This is a genomic window from Synechococcus sp. UW179B, assembly GCF_900474245.1.
Taxonomy (GTDB): domain Bacteria; phylum Cyanobacteriota; class Cyanobacteriia; order PCC-6307; family Cyanobiaceae; genus Synechococcus_C.
This window is the reverse complement of record NZ_UCNZ01000023.1, coordinates 95148-111217: the sequence shown is the minus strand read 5'-3', so window position 1 is coordinate 111217 and position 16070 is coordinate 95148. Positions and strand designations below refer to the sequence as shown.

At 55.5% G+C, this 16070-nt stretch carries 19 protein-coding genes; 7 read left to right on the top strand and 12 right to left on the bottom strand.

All coding sequences use genetic code 11. The annotated features are described in order from the left end of the window. Positions 1-60: 60 nt before the first annotated feature. Genes DXY38_RS10340 through DXY38_RS10330 form a run of 3 tightly spaced genes read left to right on the top strand, consistent with a single transcriptional unit; the run spans position 61 to position 2605 of the window. Positions 61-1218, top strand: a complete 1158-nt coding sequence (locus tag DXY38_RS10340) for a trypsin-like peptidase domain-containing protein (protein WP_115071570.1) — start codon at positions 61-63, stop codon at positions 1216-1218. Beyond that, complete coding sequence (locus DXY38_RS10335; RefSeq protein ID WP_115071569.1) at positions 1215-1853, top strand: TIGR04282 family arsenosugar biosynthesis glycosyltransferase; 639 nt, start codon at positions 1215-1217, stop codon at positions 1851-1853. Before DXY38_RS10340 ends, DXY38_RS10335 begins: the two co-directional genes overlap by 4 nt. Beyond that, positions 1850-2605, top strand: coding sequence for a TIGR04283 family arsenosugar biosynthesis glycosyltransferase (locus DXY38_RS10330; RefSeq protein WP_115071635.1), 756 nt, complete (start codon positions 1850-1852; stop codon positions 2603-2605). Before DXY38_RS10335 ends, DXY38_RS10330 begins: the two co-directional genes overlap by 4 nt. Here the strand turns inward: DXY38_RS10330 and DXY38_RS10325 are convergent. After that, the gene (locus DXY38_RS10325; RefSeq protein ID WP_006853329.1) at positions 2575-3078 is read right to left on the bottom strand and encodes a GNAT family N-acetyltransferase; all 504 of its coding nucleotides are present in this window, start codon (positions 3076-3078) and stop codon (positions 2575-2577) included. The two genes, DXY38_RS10330 and DXY38_RS10325, sit on opposite strands and share 31 nt — an antisense overlap. Positions 3079-3114: 36 nt before the next feature. On the opposite strand from DXY38_RS10325, the gene DXY38_RS10320 reads away from it, so the two are divergent. Further along, positions 3115-3861, top strand: a complete 747-nt coding sequence (locus tag DXY38_RS10320; RefSeq protein WP_006853330.1) for an alpha/beta fold hydrolase — start codon at positions 3115-3117, stop codon at positions 3859-3861. Here the strand turns inward: DXY38_RS10320 and DXY38_RS10315 are convergent. Then, on the bottom strand, positions 3834-5648 hold the full coding sequence (locus DXY38_RS10315) for an ABC transporter ATP-binding protein (RefSeq protein WP_115071567.1): 1815 nt from the start codon (positions 5646-5648) through the stop codon (positions 3834-3836). The two genes, DXY38_RS10320 and DXY38_RS10315, sit on opposite strands and share 28 nt — an antisense overlap. Further along, positions 5648-6301, bottom strand: coding sequence for an ATP phosphoribosyltransferase (gene hisG, locus DXY38_RS10310; protein ID WP_006853332.1), 654 nt, complete (start codon positions 6299-6301; stop codon positions 5648-5650). Before hisG ends, DXY38_RS10315 begins: the two co-directional genes overlap by 1 nt. A 29-nt stretch (positions 6302-6330) precedes the next feature. On the opposite strand from hisG, the gene gloB reads away from it, so the two are divergent. Beyond that, positions 6331-7095, top strand: a complete 765-nt coding sequence (gene gloB, locus DXY38_RS10305) for a hydroxyacylglutathione hydrolase (RefSeq protein ID WP_115071566.1) — start codon at positions 6331-6333, stop codon at positions 7093-7095. 5 nt (positions 7096-7100) lie between these two features. On the opposite strand, the gene DXY38_RS10300 is transcribed toward gloB, so the two are convergent. After that, positions 7101-8222, bottom strand: a complete 1122-nt coding sequence (locus tag DXY38_RS10300; protein WP_115071565.1) for an ABC transporter ATP-binding protein — start codon at positions 8220-8222, stop codon at positions 7101-7103. Here DXY38_RS10300 and DXY38_RS10295 point away from each other — a divergent pair. Further along, complete coding sequence (locus tag DXY38_RS10295; protein ID WP_006853335.1) at positions 8221-8619, top strand: RidA family protein; 399 nt, start codon at positions 8221-8223, stop codon at positions 8617-8619. The genes DXY38_RS10300 and DXY38_RS10295 overlap by 2 nt on opposite strands. A gap of 70 nt (positions 8620-8689) precedes the next feature. Beyond that, positions 8690-8914 carry a DUF3136 domain-containing protein gene (locus tag DXY38_RS10290; RefSeq protein WP_006853336.1) on the top strand — a complete coding sequence of 75 codons (225 nt, stop codon included), beginning with the start codon at positions 8690-8692 and terminating at the stop codon, positions 8912-8914. Positions 8915-8921: 7 nt separating this feature from the next. Here DXY38_RS10290 and cbbX read toward each other — a convergent pair whose 3' ends face one another. From cbbX to DXY38_RS10250, 8 genes are all read right to left on the bottom strand, one after another. Next, entirely contained in the window at positions 8922-9845 is a 924-nt protein-coding gene (gene cbbX, locus DXY38_RS10285; protein WP_115071564.1) for a CbbX protein, read from the bottom strand. After that, the gene (locus tag DXY38_RS10280; RefSeq protein ID WP_115071563.1) at positions 9829-10080 is read right to left on the bottom strand and encodes a 4a-hydroxytetrahydrobiopterin dehydratase; all 252 of its coding nucleotides are present in this window, start codon (positions 10078-10080) and stop codon (positions 9829-9831) included. The genes cbbX and DXY38_RS10280 overlap by 17 nt, the downstream gene beginning before the upstream one ends. A 291-nt stretch (positions 10081-10371) precedes the next feature. Next, positions 10372-11514 (bottom strand): CO2 hydration protein, encoded by a 1143-nt coding sequence (locus DXY38_RS10275; protein WP_115071562.1) that lies wholly within the window; start codon positions 11512-11514, stop codon positions 10372-10374. Continuing rightward, the gene (locus tag DXY38_RS10270; protein WP_115071634.1) at positions 11511-13016 is read right to left on the bottom strand and encodes an NADH-quinone oxidoreductase subunit M; all 1506 of its coding nucleotides are present in this window, start codon (positions 13014-13016) and stop codon (positions 11511-11513) included. The genes DXY38_RS10275 and DXY38_RS10270 overlap by 4 nt, the downstream gene beginning before the upstream one ends. A 7-nt stretch (positions 13017-13023) precedes the next feature. Beyond that, positions 13024-14868: an NAD(P)H-quinone oxidoreductase subunit F gene (locus DXY38_RS10265; RefSeq protein WP_115071561.1), complete on the bottom strand. Its 1845-nt coding sequence runs from the start codon at positions 14866-14868 to the stop codon at positions 13024-13026. 79 nt (positions 14869-14947) lie between these two features. Further along, complete coding sequence (locus tag DXY38_RS14145; protein WP_115071560.1) at positions 14948-15487, bottom strand: BMC domain-containing protein; 540 nt, start codon at positions 15485-15487, stop codon at positions 14948-14950. A 46-nt stretch (positions 15488-15533) separates the two neighbouring features. Beyond that, positions 15534-15785: a carboxysome peptide B gene (locus DXY38_RS10255; RefSeq protein ID WP_115071559.1), complete on the bottom strand. Its 252-nt coding sequence runs from the start codon at positions 15783-15785 to the stop codon at positions 15534-15536. Continuing rightward, entirely contained in the window at positions 15785-16069 is a 285-nt protein-coding gene (locus tag DXY38_RS10250; protein WP_115071558.1) for a carboxysome peptide A, read from the bottom strand. The genes DXY38_RS10255 and DXY38_RS10250 overlap by 1 nt, the downstream gene beginning before the upstream one ends. Position 16070 lies beyond the last annotated feature (1 nt).

The following is a 16070-nucleotide window of genomic DNA, read 5'->3' as shown; positions in this document are numbered from 1 at the left end:
TACGCGCTTCATGCCGAGTGGCCCGTCTTTAATGAGACCAGTTTCAACACGTTTCTGTTCATGGCAGCTGCCGTCTCCCGCACCCTGGCACGATCCCTGCCCTGGATCGGGATCGGATTGGTCAGCTTGGCCATGGGAGGGTGTAGTTCGTCCTGGCGTCAACGCCTTGGCTTAGAGCCTGAAGCGAAGGCACCCGCAACCGTGCCCGAAGTCAGTGATGGGCCTCGTTCGGCCCCTCTACAACCAGGCCGTAACGTCATTGTCCAAGCCGTCGAAAGAGTGGGTCCGTCGGTCGTACGCATCGACACGGTGAAACGCGTCTCGAATCCCTTGGGCAGCCTGTTTGGAGCGGGCCCAACCACCCAAAAACAAGCCGGTCAAGGTTCAGGATTCATCACACGCTCTGATGGTCTGATCTTCACGAATGCGCACGTGGTGGAGGGCGCTGACAAAGTGGCGGTCACCTTGCCTGACGGTCGCAGCTTCAATGGACGCGTTCTTGGCGGCGACCCCTTAACGGATGTGGCTGTGGTGCGGGTTGTGGCTGAAAAGCTGCCCGTCGCCCCTCTTGGCAACTCGAACGACCTCAAACCTGGTGAATGGGCGATCGCGATCGGCAATCCTCTCGGGCTCAACAACACGGTCACAGCGGGGATCATCAGTGCTGTGGATCGGACCAACGCCGTAGGGGAAGGTCAGCGTGTCCCCTACATCCAAACCGACGCTGCTGTGAATCCAGGGAACAGCGGGGGGCCCCTCATTAATGCCGCAGGGCAAGTGATCGGCATCAACACAGCCATTCGCCAAGCCCCAGGCGCGGGACTGAGTTTTGCCATCCCAATCAACCTGGCCAAGCGCATTGCCCAACAGATCATCAGCACCGGTCAGGCCTCTCACCCCTTTATCGGTGTACGACTGCAGAGCCTGACCCCCCAGTTAGCCAAGGAAATCAACGCCACTAGCAACCTGTGCAAAGTCCCAGAACTCAACGGCGTGCTTGTGATTGAAGTGGTGGAGGGCAGCCCTGCAGCCAAGGCTGGAATTAAACCTTGTGATCTCATCCGAGATGTGAATGGCTCCGCTGTCAACGACCCCTCGGAAGTGCAGCTTGCCGTTGACCGAGGACAGGTGGGTCAGGCCATGCCGCTGATTGTGGAACGAGATGGAGAACAGCAAACCCTGGAGGTCATCCCAGAGGAGCTGCCACGACAAGGATGAGTCGATCCCCCATCCCAACACTCGTTGTGATGGCGCGCTGGCCAGCCAGCGGTCGCTGCAAACGCCGCCTGGCCGTCGACATCGGGACGGAGCAGGCGGCCATCATTCAGCAACGGCTCACCGCCCATACCTTTGCCGTAGCTGAAGCACTAACCGAGCGTGGGGATGTGGATCTACACGTGGCGATGAGCGGGGTCAGCCTCCGATCAGCCCAACGTTCGCTGCCTTGCCTACCGCCATGCACCCTCGTCGATCAGGGGCATGGATCGCTAGGGGCTCGCATGCTCCGCCAGATTTATCGTGCGCGCTCCGGGCAGCGCAACAAGCCTGTGATCGTGATCGGTACCGATCTTGCCGATCTTTGCCAAAACGATCTGATCCAGGCGATCCAAACACTGCTAAGCCAACCGTTGGTGATTGGCCCCTCCGCCGACGGTGGGTATTGGTTGCTGGGGCTGGGCCCTGGATTAACGCGGCCCCAGCTCGATGCACTCTTTGCTGCCGTGCCATGGGGAAGCAACAAGGTGTTCAACATCACCTGCGCGCGCGCGCGCGGGCTGGGGATCACCCCCCATCAGCTCAGCCTGAAAAACGACATTGATTGTCTTGCTGATCTCGGTTTATGGCAGCGATGAACGCTGACACCCCCACGCTCAGCGTGGTGATTCCTTGCCTCAACGAGGCGGAGCGTCTTCCGCTTCTCCTCGCGGACCTGCAACGTTGGCCTCACTCGATCGCGATCACGGTGGTGGATGGTGGCAGCACCGACCACTGCAAGCGCATCAGCGCTCTCGCTGGCGGTCAGTTCATCAAGGAGCATCCAGCGGGGCGGGGCAGGCAACTGGCGGCAGGGGCCGAGCACGCCCTCCAGCAAACCGAAAGTGACTGGCTCCTCTTTCTGCATGCCGACAGCCGCCTACCCAGTCACTGGGAAAGCCGCGTGCTGCGTCGCATTGAGCATCCCGATGCCCAACGATTCGCATGGTTTTTTGACTTGCGTATTCACCCCAGCACACCGGCCCGACGCCTGCTGCAAGGAGTGATCGCACTTCGTAGCCGCTGCGGCCAAAGACCCTATGGAGATCAGGGACTCCTGTTGCACAGGTCTCTCTATGCACGCAGTGGTGGCTATCAACCCCTGCCGCTCATGGAGGATCTCGACCTCGTGCAGAGACTCAGCCAACTCACACGCTTGCGTGCCCTTGGGCTGGCGATCACCACCGATGGCCGTCGCTGGCAGCGGGGGGGGGTTCTGCGCCGCGGCCTGGAGAACGCCAGGTTGCGGCAGCGCTGGCGGCGCGGGGAATCCCCAGCACGCTTGGCAGCGGAGTACTACGTGAAGCCCCTTTCAGCCACTCAATTGGAGTACCAAAAACCACAACGATGACCATTGGGCTCTAAGTCCCAGCCAAGACGGTCGTAAAAAGGCAACACCCCCGGATCGGCGAAGAGCGTGGCGCGTTCCGTTCCCATCTCTGTCAAAGCTTCGAGGATGTAATCCATCAACTGACGACCAAGCCCAGCCCCCTGATAGAGGGGATGGACCGCCACATCCCAAATCGTGGCTTCAAGCACACCATCTCCAGTGCAGCGAGCGAAACCCACCAAGCGTGGAATGCGTGGGTCATGGCGCCACAGCCCCACCCTGAGCAAGCTGTTATCGAGGGCCTTACGCACGCGGCGAACCGGTCTGCGACTCCAGCCCACGGCCTCTAAGAGCTGCTCCAGCTCGACCAAATCCATCGGACGAGACTGGCTAAACACCAGGCAGAGGTTCGTATTGGGTGTTTCACAGATCCGAGCCTCTTTCCCGTAGGAATGCACCAAAATCTGTTGGGTGAGAGAGGAAGTGCTAGTCACCCTGTCCTGCGACGATGGCTTAATCCTGACGCACCGATGACCTCTGATCTGCTGCTGATCGCCGTACACGGTTGGATGCTGAGCCGAAAGGTCTGGGCACCGTTTGAAAAAAGCTGGACGCGCTTAGACACCTCCATTCCTTTGTGGTGTCCTGATTTACCAGGATTTGGACTGGAGTCTCGCCCTCGCCACCTCCGACCGACCTTGGCGTCCTACGGGCAATGGCTTGCGGAGCACATTCATGCGCAAGCCAAGGGTCGCCATGTGGTGTTGATGGGTCACTCGCTGGGAGGAAGCATTGCCCTGCATGCGGACACCTATCTGCGGCGACATTGGGGTGAGCCCCTGTCGGGCCTGGTGATGTTGGCGGCCGGAGGCGGGATCTACCAACCAAGACCGTTTCGACGTCTCAGGTTTGGAGGGCAATTAATTCTGAAACTTCGTCCCGCAGACCTGCCAGGGCCCATCGGCACGTTGGGGCCATTTCAAGCGGAACAGCGCGCTGCCCTGGGGCTTCTCGTGAACAGCACCACCCGCGGAGCAGTCAAACAGATTCCAAACCTGGTGGCCAATTTGGAGACAGAAAACCTATGGATTAGCGGTGAACAAGACCGTGTGATGGAACCCGGCTATGTGCAACACCTTGCCGAATACAGCGACAAACATTGCCTGAAAGAACTCAAACAGTGCGGCCATCTGGCCATGCAGAGCCATCCAGACCTTCTTGCACAAACCATCCAGACCTGGCTCAGCGATCAAAGCCTGGCCAGTCCTCGCTCTTGAAGATCAGCAAGTTCGGCATACAACCCTCCACTGGCACGCAACTGCAGATGGGTGCCCTGCTCGATCAGGCTTCCTCGGCGAAGCACCAAAATCCGATCAGCAGCTTCAACCGTGGCAAGTCGGTGGGCAATGACCACGGCGGTGCGGCGGTTGAGGAGACGATCTAAGTCGCGCTGCAGGGTGGCTTCCGTAGAAGGGTCCATAAACGCCGTGGCTTCATCCATCACCAGGACCGTTGGATTGCGAATCGCCACCCTGGCCACGGCCAGCAGCTGTCTTTCCCCAGAGCTGAGATTGCCGCCCCTCTCTCTCAATTCGGTTTTCAAGCCTTCGGGCAATCGACCTAACAGGGGGTCGAGGCCGAGGTCACGGCAAACCTCCTGCAGTTTCTGATCATCGAGAGGCTGATCCAAACGCAAGTTGTCAGCCACCGTTCCACTGAAAAGAAAGGTGTCTTGAAGAACCACACCCAGCTGACGACGCAGCTCTTGCAAAGGCAAACTGCGGATGTCTTGGCCATCGAGAAGAATTCGTCCACGCTGAGGCTCGTACAACCTGCACAGGAGCCGAATCACCGTGGTCTTGCCAGAACCTGTGGGTCCAACCAGCGCAACATGCTCACCAGGTGCGATACGGAAACTGAGATTGCGAAGAATCGCTTCGTCTTTTCGGTAAGCAAAGTCCACCTCGTCAAAGATCACCTCACCACGGGCTTGTGAAGATGAAGCGTTCTGGAGAAGCGCGGAACCAGGTGTGGCGCCATGGTCAACAATCTCAAGAGGTTCCTCTAGGAGCTCGCCGATTCGTTCCACAGCGGTGAGTCCCCCCTGAATCTGGGTAAACCGCTCAGCCATTTGGCGCAAAGGGTCAAAGAGGCGCTGTGAATACAGGATGAAGGTGGTCAGCGTGCCCAGTCCCATCGCCCCTGCTGTCACCATCCATCCACCGAGAGCGAGCACCAGGGCAACCGCGCCTAACGACACCCATTCCAAAAAGGCAGAAATGCTGCTGTCAAAAAAAATCGTGCCATTCACAGCGCTTCGATAGGCCAAACCGGTTCTCTGAAACCGATCTCCATTCACAGCTTCCCGGCGAAACATCTGCACAACCTCCAGACCTTGCAGGTTCTCCTGAAAATCAGCATTGAGTTGCGAAAGCTCCTCCCTCACTCGATAGTTGGCCTTGCGATAGCGCCTTTGGAGCCAAACAATCACGAGGGTGACAGGCACTTGGGTCACCAACAACAACAATCCCAAACGCCACTCGATCAGCAGCATCGAAACCGCAATCACCAAGAGGCTGACCAGATCGCCGAGCACGCCGACAGCACCACTTCCAAACACCTCGGCCAAGGCATCGACATCGCTCGTAAGGCGGGTCAGCAGCTTGCCCACAGGCATGCGGTCGTGAAACCGCAGGGACAAACTCATCGCATGGGCAAACAAATCCTTGCGGATTCGAGCGGTGAGTCGCTGGCCAACAGCTTGGATATTGAACGTCTGGACCCCCTGAAGAGCCAAGCGAACCAGAACGGAGCCCAGCAACATCAAAATGATCAGACGGATCGCAACGGTGCTGTCGAGACCCTGAAAGAGGGGAATCACCGATTCGTTGGCAGCGCCTCCGACACGCCGCAGCACGGCAATCGCCTGGCCCACCAAGAGCGGCTGAATCGCGCCGGCAAGAGCTACCGGAATGAGAAGCACCAACGTGAGCGTGAGTCGTCGTCGGTCTTGGCCCAAATAACGGCCGAGCCGCTTCACCCTCTGAAAATCCGAACCAGCCATCAACTGGCCACCTGGGACGCGGGTGTTGCCGACCGCATCGCTTCCACGATCTGGCGCAGATCGCCTTGATCAAGGCGCAGAGACAAGGGATGCCCCACCAAACGCGCCGTGGTGTGGAACAGATCTTCGATCGCCACTAAACCGTTATCGCGAAGCGTCCTGCCCGTCGCCACCAGATCCACAATCGCTTCAGCGATCCCAGTGATCGGGCCAAGCTCGACCGAACCGGTGAGGTGGACGAGTTCCACAGGCAAATCGATGGCATCAAAGTGGTCGCGAGCACAGCGGGTGAATTTGCTTGCCACTCGGCAATGGGGAGGCAGATCCGTCGCCCGTTGATATCCGCTGCTGGCCTTCACAGCCACTGCCATACGGCACCCGCCAAAGCCCAGGTCCACCAACTGCGCCACAGGCATCTGGTGCTCCCGCAAAACGTCATAACCAACCACCCCAAGCTGCGCCTGCCCGTACGCCACATACACAGGAACATCTCCGTTCCTCACCAGCAACGCTCGGGCTCGCCCACACGCTGATGGAACCATCAGTTGCCTGTTATCGGGGTCGAGAACTGCAGAAAAATCGAGCCCAGCCGCTGCAAAGCGGGCCACTGAATCCTTCAGAAGCGCTCCCTTGGCTAGGGCAACAGTGATCATGGAATCAAGCGTTGAATAGAACTTTAACGATGGCGATGGCCTCCACGATTGATGGCATCCACCCAGTTGCCGTCCTCAACGACAACATCGTCTGGGTATGGGTGCATGGCGATCAGGCCATCGTCATCGATCCAGCCGTCGCGGACCCCATCGTCGCCTGGCTGGAGACGCGTGGATTACAACTCGTTGCCGTGCTTCAAACCCATCATCATTCCGACCATATCGGCGGCACTCCTGGACTTCTTCAACGCTGGGCAGGCGCTGACGTCGTCGCCGCCGCGGACGACCAAGAGCGGATCCCATTTCAAACGCTGTCCGTTCGCGATGGAGATGAAATCGAGCTCTTGGGCAGGCCCGTCAGGGTTCTGGATGTCCGTGCCCATACACGCGCTCACATCGCTTACTGGTTGCCCCAGGGAGCGGTCTCAACCTCTCCAACCGGTGTGTTGTTCTGCGGCGACACCCTATTCAGCGCTGGATGTGGACGACTGTTTGAGGGAACACCGGCTGACATGCACCGCGCCTTACAAAAGCTGGGATCCCTGCCACCAGAAACCCTGGTCTGCTGCGCGCACGAATACACCGAGGCCAATCTGCGCTGGGCCGCGCAGCAGGTCCCTGACGATGCCCTGATCACAAACCGGCTGCAGGAGGTGCAAGCAAAAAGGCGATCAGGCTCCCTCAGCCTTCCCAGCAGCATTGCCGAAGAATGGCGCTCCAACTTGTTTTTACGCGCTACCAGCTCCGAACAACTGGGGCGTCTGCGTCAACACAAAGACCACTGGAGAGGCTGATCAAATCAAGGCAAGACCTGAAGCGATAAACATTGGGGATGGAGCAAGACCTCACTGTGCTGTTGCAGCGAGAGCCTGCAGCGCAATCCCCTCTGATGGTCTTCCCCGAGCGGCCTGATCAGACGCAACTGCTGATCTCCGATCTGAATGCGATAAAGCCAGGAGCGACCCAAAAACTCCCGCCCCATCACACAGGCATCTCCTGCAGCATCCGGTTCCAAATCAATCAACCCCGGATCAATTAACACCGTGGCATCGTCTGGAAGCTTCATGGAGCGCTGCCCCTCTGGAATCTCCAGATCACCCAGCAAACAACGCAACAACGACGTCGCTCCATCCCGCCAAACAGGGAGCACATTGCGTTGCAGCACGAACCGCCCGACAAAGGGCGTTGCCGGGACCTCAACCAATTCACGGGGCGTCGCGCATTGATGAAGTTGACCGTCGCGAAGAATGGCAACCCGCCCGCAGATCGCAAGGGCCTCTTCCGGGTCATGGGTCACCAGCAACCCACTGGCCCCGCAGGCACTGAGCACACCAGGCAGCTCGCTGCGCAAACGCAAACGCACTTCAACATCCAGATTGGAAAAGGGTTCGTCCAGCAACACAACGGAGGGGGCAGGAGCGAGAGCCCTTGCGAGAGCCAAACGCTGACGCTGCCCCCCAGACAATTCGTGCGGGTAACGACCTCTGAGAGCCGTCAGCCCCAAAAGTTCAAGCAGCCATGACGCCCGGCTGGTGTCCTGACCGCGACGCAGTCCAAAACAAGCGTTCTCCCAAGCATTGAGGTGGGGAAAGAGGGCGTAGTCCTGGAAGACCATGCCCACACCACGGCGTTCCGGAGCAAGGCGCACGCGGGATGAGGCGACGTCGTTCCCATGCAGGCGAACCACGCCCTGACTGGGATGTTCAAAGCCAGCGATTAAACGCAACAGCGTGGTTTTTCCGCAACCGGATGGCCCCAGCAACCCCACAAGCTCACCCGCCTTCAGTTGAAGATTGATGTCTTTCAAAGTCCATGCTTCATTGGCGCCGCCGTAGCGGTGCCAAAGACCATCAAGCTCAACCGGGCACGACTCCATCAACACGGAACGCGAAAATGAAGTTTCATTCTGAGCCGTAACCATGTCATCCACCCCACTCCAGGCTGTCATCACCCAAGAGGCACCAGCGCCAGTGGGGCCTTACAACCAGGCTGTGATCGCCGGTGGTTGGCTGTATTGCTCCGGTCAAATTCCGCTAGATCCTGCCACTGGAGCGATGGTGGGGGATGGAGATGTGGAGGCTGAGACCCGCCAAGTGTTGCGCAACTTGAAAGCGGTGCTTCAGGAGGCCGGAACCGACCCCTCAAAAGTCGTGCGCACCACCGTGTTTCTCGTGGATCTCGGTGACTTTCAAGCCGTGAATGCCATTTATGCCGAAATGTTTGGTGATGGAGTCAGTCCTGCCAGGGCTTGCGTCCAGGTTGCTGCGTTGCCAAAGGGCTCAAAGGTAGAAATCGATTGCATTGCCTGGCTCAACTGACACTGCAATGGGTCCTCCTCAAGAGGGGGGCCCCGCGGTTTCTTAGGTTGAGACGAAGCTGAGAGATCCTATGGCCCAAGCCAAGCTGACCATTGGCGAACTCGAAGCGGGCTACCCCCTGTACTGCAAAGCCTTACGGAGACTTCTGAAAGAAGGTCGAAGTATCAAGGACATTGAACGAACGGTGTGCTGGGGACACCTGGAAACACTCAATCGTTGCCTGCCAGGGCGTTACAAAGCACCGTCCTACTTGCTGGCACTGATTCGGAGAGATCTGGATCAGCCCAAGCACTAACAACCGCTCAAGCAGAATCCAGAATCGTTGTTAAAGGCTGAGAAGGATCTCGACCCTCGATCTCACCCTGAAAGACACGACTCGCCAAGACATCCTCAGCTTCGATGGTGGTCAGATCATCGCGACTAAGAGGTTGCTCCAGACGAGAAAACAAGCGATTGGCTTGACGAAGCCTCAGGCGATCAAGAGCATTTCGAATCGAACGAGCATTCGCAAAAAACGGCAACTGTCGTCGCCTTTGGATGTAACGACTAAAGGCATCATGCGCTGATTCACTGAAGTGATAATCCTGCTGATGAAGAAGAAGAAGGGCAATCGCCATGAGCTCCTCCTCGCTGTAATCAGGGAAATCAATATGGTGGGCGACCCGTGAGGAAAGGCCAGGATTTGATTGATAAAACTCCGCCATTCGATCCTTATAACCAGCAAAAATCACAACAAAATCTGATCGTTGCCGCTCCATATCTTGCAGGAGGATTTCAATCGCTTCTGCTCCGTAATCACGTTCATTATCAGATTTATAGAGATAATAGGCTTCATCAATAAACAGAACACCCCCCAAGGCACGCTTGACCATCTCACGAGTCTTCGGCGCCGTGTGCCCGACATATTGCCCCACAAGATCATCACGCGTCACGGTGACAACATGTCCCTTACGCAAATAGCCAAGCCGATGAAGAATTTGCGATATTCGCTTGGCAACCGTGGTCTTCCCCGTCCCCGGTCTGCCAGTAAAAGACATATGCAAACCAGGGGCTGTGCTTTGCAAATCCAACTGTTGGCGAGCTCGATCCACCAGAAGCAACGCCGCTATTTCACGAATGCGCGTCTTCACTGGCCGCAAACCAATCAACTCCTGGTCAAGCTGCTGAAGGACCTCCGCAACACCTGAATCGGCATACGCTGCCGCCAGGTCAACTGAAGAGGGCATCAATTTCTGAAGCAAAGCAACGATCATCATCACTCAGCTGACTTTCATTGCCTTCAGCGTCTGGGCGAAGAGTGATATTCACATAGGTTCGACCAAAACTAATATCAGGAAATCTCTGCTTAGCCTCGCTGACGTCGCCAAGCCGATCAAGAAAATCACGGGTAGCAGCATAGCTTTCAAACTCAAATCGGCGTTCTAGGCAAACTGGCCTCTTGCGCTCATGCCATTGGTCCATAAAACCATCCTTCCATCACCTACAAACCTAGTAGAGAACGGGCCAACAACCAAACAAATAAATCTTAAAACTCAACCTACAACTGACAGGGAAATTGAAAATCAATCATCTCAACCAAAAGAGTTTGAAGTCAAAAACCCAGAGCATCATCGGCTTGCCAACAGCAAAACAGATGCACATGTTCCAGCGAGGCTAAATTTTTAAGCAAAAGTAAAAGAAGAGGCAAAGACTGAAAAAAGAATCTCCTTGATTCAGAAGATGTTCAAAACAGGCTAGTTTTTACAGCAAGGATTAGAGTAGAGCTCCTCGCTGACATCCCATCAACCGCTCAGACCAGGATTCGGCATAAGCACGATTGGCTTGTTGCTGGTCAGGATCTGTCGTGTCAAGGGGATGGGGCATCGTGCCTGAGATCGCACCATTCGTGACACAAAACATCGATTTTTGAAAACTGATGCAGATCTGGACATGAACATCGTGCATGCCTCTGCCATGCGATACATACCAATCACTTAACTCCTCTGGAAGGTTTCTGTACATATCTTGCATGCACAAACTTGGAGGGATACCTGCTCCCATGCTGGGAATTGGATCTGCATACAGAGCTCCATACTTGAAATCGCCAATATCAGCTGAAATCTGTCGAGCCTGAGCGTTATAAGACACGGTGCCCAGGAAGGGCATTCCCCTAAAAAAGACAGCTTCCACATAGGGCACAGCCACATCAACCAAAAATGTCAGTCCGGCCTCTGGTGGTAAAACCCATACGTCTTCGTTCCCAAGCGTGACTTTATAAGTCATTGGGTTACCAGCGGCTGCGACTAAACCATCTCTGATGTGATGAACAGCATCATTAACAGACACAATTTCACCATTGCGATATCGGCGAGAAAGGTCAAGGAACAGGTCACTCATCACCCGCCAAAACAGACCAAGGGCATAAATGGTGGCCATCGATCGGATGGCCTCAGGAGCAAAACCTGGATAGAGCCGATGCACCAATGCCAACAATGGATCCCGGCGACTACGCAATGCAATGATCTTCTGACAAGCCTCGAGAAAAGGCTCTGAATCGAAATACGCATCCATTCCTCCTGTTCCGTGCCAAAACATTGCTTTTTGGCAATATTCGGCATATTCAAAGTTGATGCGATCGCCGCGAAGGTGCTGCCATAAGCGCTCCACGCTGAAACCTTCGTGAAAGAATCGCATCACGGGGAATGGATTCAGCAACTGAGTTTCACCCTGATTCACCAGGTTCTTGCTGTAGGCATCAAGAACGATCCCGTAGCTATCGAGAACATTGACAATCTGTAGGAGATGGTCGGGTGTATCGGCCAATAACGGTTGGTCAGAGAGCAAACGACGAACCAGCTCTTCACGATCAGGGAGGGTTGGAAGCGTTGGGACATCAGTGATCTTGGTAGCAGTCATGAAAGTCCTCCTGTGATGGGTAAGAGCGATAATTCGCTGAGACCGGTTGTGGCCGCCTGACTCATCCCGACCAAGAGATCAGGCGCTAGACCAAGGAGCAGAACCAGAAAAGACAGCGCGATCGCCGGAAGCTGCTCATGGAGCGGCACGATCGAAAGAATGGTGGGATTGGAGACGCTGCCTGCAGCAATGGCCAAGCGTCCAAAGAAGGCTCTGTTCACAAGCAACAGGAAATACACAGCGGTCAAACCTGATCCCACCATGCACAGCAAGGTGGCAATGGGGAATGGCTGAAGACTTCCCCTGAAAACGAGAAATTCAGAAATAAAGCCCGCCATCCCTGGGATTCCAGCACTGGCCATCACACCCACGATCATCAGCGTTCCTGTTAGGGGTAAGCCTCGCTGGGGGTTAAGAAGTCCACGAAGAACGTTCAGATCTCTTGTACCCGTTCGTTCATAAACAACACCCACGGCAAGGAAAAGAATCGCTGAAATCAAGCCGTGGCTCACCATTTGGAAGAGCGCACCGATCAAACCCAATGGTGTTGCCGCGGCAGCCGCGAGCAAGACGTACCCCATATGTCCAACAGAGCTGTAGGCCACCATCCGCTTCATGTCTGATTGCGCGATCGCAGCTAATGAGCCGTACAGCACAGAAATGGCTGCCCAAAGGGCCAGCCAGGGGGCCGCAACCTCCCAGGCTTCAGGGAAGAGACCCAAGCAAAATCGCAACAACCCATAGGTCCCAAGCTTGAGGAGAACGCCAGCGAGGAGAACCGACACGGGCGTGGAGGCTTCGGTGTGAGCATCGGGAAGCCAGGTGTGAAATGGAAAGAGAGGGATCTTGATCCCAAAGCCAATCAACAAGGCCCCCATCAAGAGAAGCTGCGACGTCAGCCCCATCTCTCCAGACAAAATGGGACGAATGCCAAAGTCAACACTTCCAGTGACGAGAGCAATCCCAAGGAATGCTCCCAAAATCAAAACCCCAGAAACTGCGGTAACAATCAGAAACTTCGTTGAGGCATAGGCTCGATTAGCACCACCCCAAATCGCAATTAACAGCCACAATGGAATGAGTTCAAGCTCATAAAAAATGAAAAAGAGTAAAAGATTCTGAGCCAAAAAGGCCCCATTCACAGCTCCACTAATAATCAATAAAAGAGCAAAATAAATTCTTGGTCGGTTCTCGATCTTTCGCGATGCTAATGCTGCCACAAGGCAGAGAACCGCATTCATCAAAACAAGCGGAAGGGAGATTCCATCGACCGCAAGGGAATAATCAAGGCCAACGCTAGGAAGCCATGACAAGCGTTCCTGAAGCTGCAAGCCAGGGTTGCTCGGATCAAACCAGAAAAAGACTGCGAAGCTTGCAAGGCATTGAACCGAAAGAATCACCAGGGTGAGACGTCTTAAATGTGCTGAAGAGGATCCCTCAGGCCAAAGGGACAACAAGAGGGCCCCCAAGAAAGGAATAATCAGTAGCAGAGAGAGAATCATCATTAATTCAGTTCAACCACCAGCTCAGGGATGACAAAAGCAAGACAATGGCCGCGATGACGGTTAATAGATAGCTTTGACTTCGACCGCTAATACTCAACTTCAGGCCTTCAGCACTCTGAAGTGAAAATCGAGCGAGACCATGGAGGACTCCATCCACAACATTGCGGTCAAAGCTGTAAGCAAGCTTTGAGAACAAGGCCACGACATTCACAATCGTCACCCGATAGAACCTTTCTGTATAAAAATCATTTTCAAGCAGGTCCTGGAACCAACGCAGCACTGGATTGAGGGAGCGTGACCAGGCTTTATTGAGGGGAATGAACGCTCCCACCAACAGCCCGGTCAGTCCGCTGCCAACGACGACTCCACCTGCCCAAAGAGGGAAAGCAAGCAAACCATCCAGAGACTCCAGACGAATCAATAGGAGCGGGGTTAAGACAACGATCACGGCAAGGGCCACCATCGGGAAGGCCATCTGCCAATTCACCTCCGCAGCTCGACGGGTCTTGGTTAAGGAGCGTCCAAGAAACACCTGGCGATAAATCCTGGTGAGATTGAGAGCTGTTAGCGCATTGGTGAGCAGAAACACCGGTACAAAAATCACTGAGCGAGCTCCCACCAGCTCAACGGCCTGCGCGAGGCAAAGAAATCCTCCGAGGGGAAGAAGACCCACCAGCCCAGCACTCCCCACCAGGTATGAACCCGTGGTGGCAGGCATCCTTCCGCCAAGGCCACCCAGCTCAGTGATGTCCTGACAATTTGTGGACGCGATCACTCCACCCACACTCATCGAAAGCAACGCCTTGGAAACGGCGTGGGCGAATAGGAGCAGCAGGGCCAGCACGGGCACCTGCAAGGAAATAGCAATAAAAACAAGCCCTAGATAAGCAGTTGTGGAATACGACAGCGTGCGTTTGATGTCCACCTGAGCAATCGAGACCAGAGACCCCCCAATCGCACTAATCGTTCCAATCACCTGGAGAACGACGAGTGTGACGGGCGCGTTCTGCAGCAGAGGCATCACCTTGAGCAAAACAAGAGCACCGCAGGTCACAACCACAGAGTTCCGAAGAATCGAGGCTGGGTTAGGACCTTCCATGGCTTCATCAAGCCAGAGATGCATTGGGAATTGGGCGCACTTACCCGTTGGTCCAGCAATCAAACCTAGCCCGAGCAATGTTGCAGCTAGTGGACTGATTGTGTCTGCAGCAGACCAGGCATAGAGGTCGTCAAAGCTGGTCACACCCGACCACGTTGCTAGGGCAACCATCCCCATCAAGAGCATCACATCACCAACGCGCTTGGTGAGGAATGCATCCCTTGCTGCAGTCACCACGAGGGGTTGGGCGTACCAAAACCCCACCAAGAGGTAGGTCGATAGCGTGAGCATTTCCAGCAGGAAATAGCTCTGGAACAAGGAGTCGCTCAGAACAACCCCCGACATCGCCCCCTCGAAGAAGCCCAGCAATGCAAAGAACCTGGCTAACGCCCACTCCTTATCGAGATAGCCAAGGGAATACAACTGAGAGAAAAAGCTCAAACCGGTGATTAGCTCAAGAGCAGACACATTGGTGAGAGAGAGGCTGAAGCTGATCTCAAGATTGAGATCAGCCACGTTGAGCCATGGAAACGTCAGAAGGGTGGGTCCACCTGCCATAACGTCGCGCAACACAAGGCTTCCATGGATGAAAGCAAGCAATGTGAGCAGGATGTTTAGGTACGCCGCAGGGCGATGGGAATCACGACGAAAGACCCCCAAAGCCCAAGGCAGTGAAACCAACATTCCGGCGAACCCATAGAGCGGGATCAACCAGGCGGTTTGCAGAGGCAGCGTTGCAGCTGAAATCAAGAGAAACGGGGCGGTTGCGCCGTTGAGAGGAGTGTTGGGCCGGGAATCTAAACGGAGTTGAACAGAGGTGACGCATTGCTCACATCCGCCGCGTCACGTTCGTACAGGAGAGAGCTGGTTCCACTTCATCGTGAGGACGAGCAATGATGTGAGCAGCAACAAGTCCGTCTCCAACCCGTTCACAGGCATCAGCTCCTGCGCGCACGGCAGCATTCACCGCTCCGGTCTCTCCACGCACCATCACGGTGACGTATCCACCACCGACGAATTCGCGACTGATCAGCTGCACCTCTGCAGCTTTCGTCATTGCATCAGCGGCCTCAATCGCTGGCACCATGCCTCGGGTCTCAATCATGCCAAGGGCAATACCAAACGGTCGCCTCGGAGAAGGGTTCGCAGAAGCCTTAATGGAGGACCCTTTGCCACTGCCTCCGCTTGGTGGTGTGCCTCGAGAGGTACTGCGAGCAGGGGAGCTCGATGCAGGAGCAGAAGCGCTCTCGACAGGCTTCACATCAACGGTGGCTTTCGCTGCGGCTGAAGTGGGGGTAGCGGCTTTATTCGTTGGGGTTGATGCGGCGGAGTCGGCGCTGGAACGACGACGGGGTGTAGGGGTGGCCATTGGATGGATTGGGTTGAGGTGGGACGGAGAGCAGAACGTGAATTAGTTATCCATCTGGCATCCAGTGGTCGATGATTCCACCGATGGTGAGATCTGTGAGCACCGTGTTGTCAGGACAGGCATGTCGTGCGGCAGAACCACTAGCGGTAAACACCCAATTGCCTTCTCGAGCGCCAACAGGATCAACAGCAACGAGTTGTTTGCCCTTGTTGTTTTTAAGGATTCGCAGGTGCATATGGTCCAAACCTCCGACGCGGAAGGTACAGACAAGAGTCCCCATCACCTGCATGATTTCCACTAGCTCTTCGCCTCCTTCAATGAAGACGATGGCTTCGGTGGATCGGGATCCCAATGGTCAATGATCCCAACAATGGTGAGATCGCTTGGATACGACTTACTTCCTGCTGCTTCCCTAGCGGCAGAGCTACTGACACAAATCACCCAATCACCTGGCTTCGCGCCAACAGCATCAACGGCAACCTTTTGGGTGCTGCCGTCTAGAACAACCTGAAGGTGCTTATGTTCGAAATCAGGAATGCGATTGGTAGAAACCAGTGGCTTAATAACCTTGACGATAAGCATG

Coding starts and splice junctions, on each gene's coding strand:
- DXY38_RS10340 (WP_115071570.1), top strand. CDS start 61: ATGGCAGCTGCCGTCTCCCGCACCCTGGCACGATCCCTGCCCTGGATC.
- DXY38_RS10335 (WP_115071569.1), top strand. CDS start 1,215: ATGAGTCGATCCCCCATCCCAACACTCGTTGTGATGGCGCGCTGGCCA.
- DXY38_RS10330 (WP_115071635.1), top strand. CDS start 1,850: ATGAACGCTGACACCCCCACGCTCAGCGTGGTGATTCCTTGCCTCAAC.
- DXY38_RS10320 (WP_006853330.1), top strand. CDS start 3,115: ATGACCTCTGATCTGCTGCTGATCGCCGTACACGGTTGGATGCTGAGC.
- DXY38_RS10315 (WP_115071567.1), bottom strand. CDS start 5,648: ATGGCTGGTTCGGATTTTCAGAGGGTGAAGCGGCTCGGCCGTTATTTG.
- hisG (WP_006853332.1), bottom strand. CDS start 6,301: ATGATCACTGTTGCCCTAGCCAAGGGAGCGCTTCTGAAGGATTCAGTG.
- gloB (WP_115071566.1), top strand. CDS start 6,331: ATGGCGATGGCCTCCACGATTGATGGCATCCACCCAGTTGCCGTCCTC.
- DXY38_RS10295 (WP_006853335.1), top strand. CDS start 8,221: ATGTCATCCACCCCACTCCAGGCTGTCATCACCCAAGAGGCACCAGCG.
- DXY38_RS10300 (WP_115071565.1), bottom strand. CDS start 8,222: ATGGTTACGGCTCAGAATGAAACTTCATTTTCGCGTTCCGTGTTGATG.
- DXY38_RS10290 (WP_006853336.1), top strand. CDS start 8,690: ATGGCCCAAGCCAAGCTGACCATTGGCGAACTCGAAGCGGGCTACCCC.
- cbbX (WP_115071564.1), bottom strand. CDS start 9,845: ATGCCCTCTTCAGTTGACCTGGCGGCAGCGTATGCCGATTCAGGTGTT.
- DXY38_RS10280 (WP_115071563.1), bottom strand. CDS start 10,080: ATGGACCAATGGCATGAGCGCAAGAGGCCAGTTTGCCTAGAACGCCGA.
- DXY38_RS10275 (WP_115071562.1), bottom strand. CDS start 11,514: ATGACTGCTACCAAGATCACTGATGTCCCAACGCTTCCAACCCTCCCT.
- DXY38_RS10270 (WP_115071634.1), bottom strand. CDS start 13,016: ATGATTCTCTCTCTGCTACTGATTATTCCTTTCTTGGGGGCCCTCTTG.
- DXY38_RS14145 (WP_115071560.1), bottom strand. CDS start 15,487: ATGGCCACCCCTACACCCCGTCGTCGTTCCAGCGCCGACTCCGCCGCA.
- DXY38_RS10250 (WP_115071558.1), bottom strand. CDS start 16,069: ATGCTTATCGTCAAGGTTATTAAGCCACTGGTTTCTACCAATCGCATT.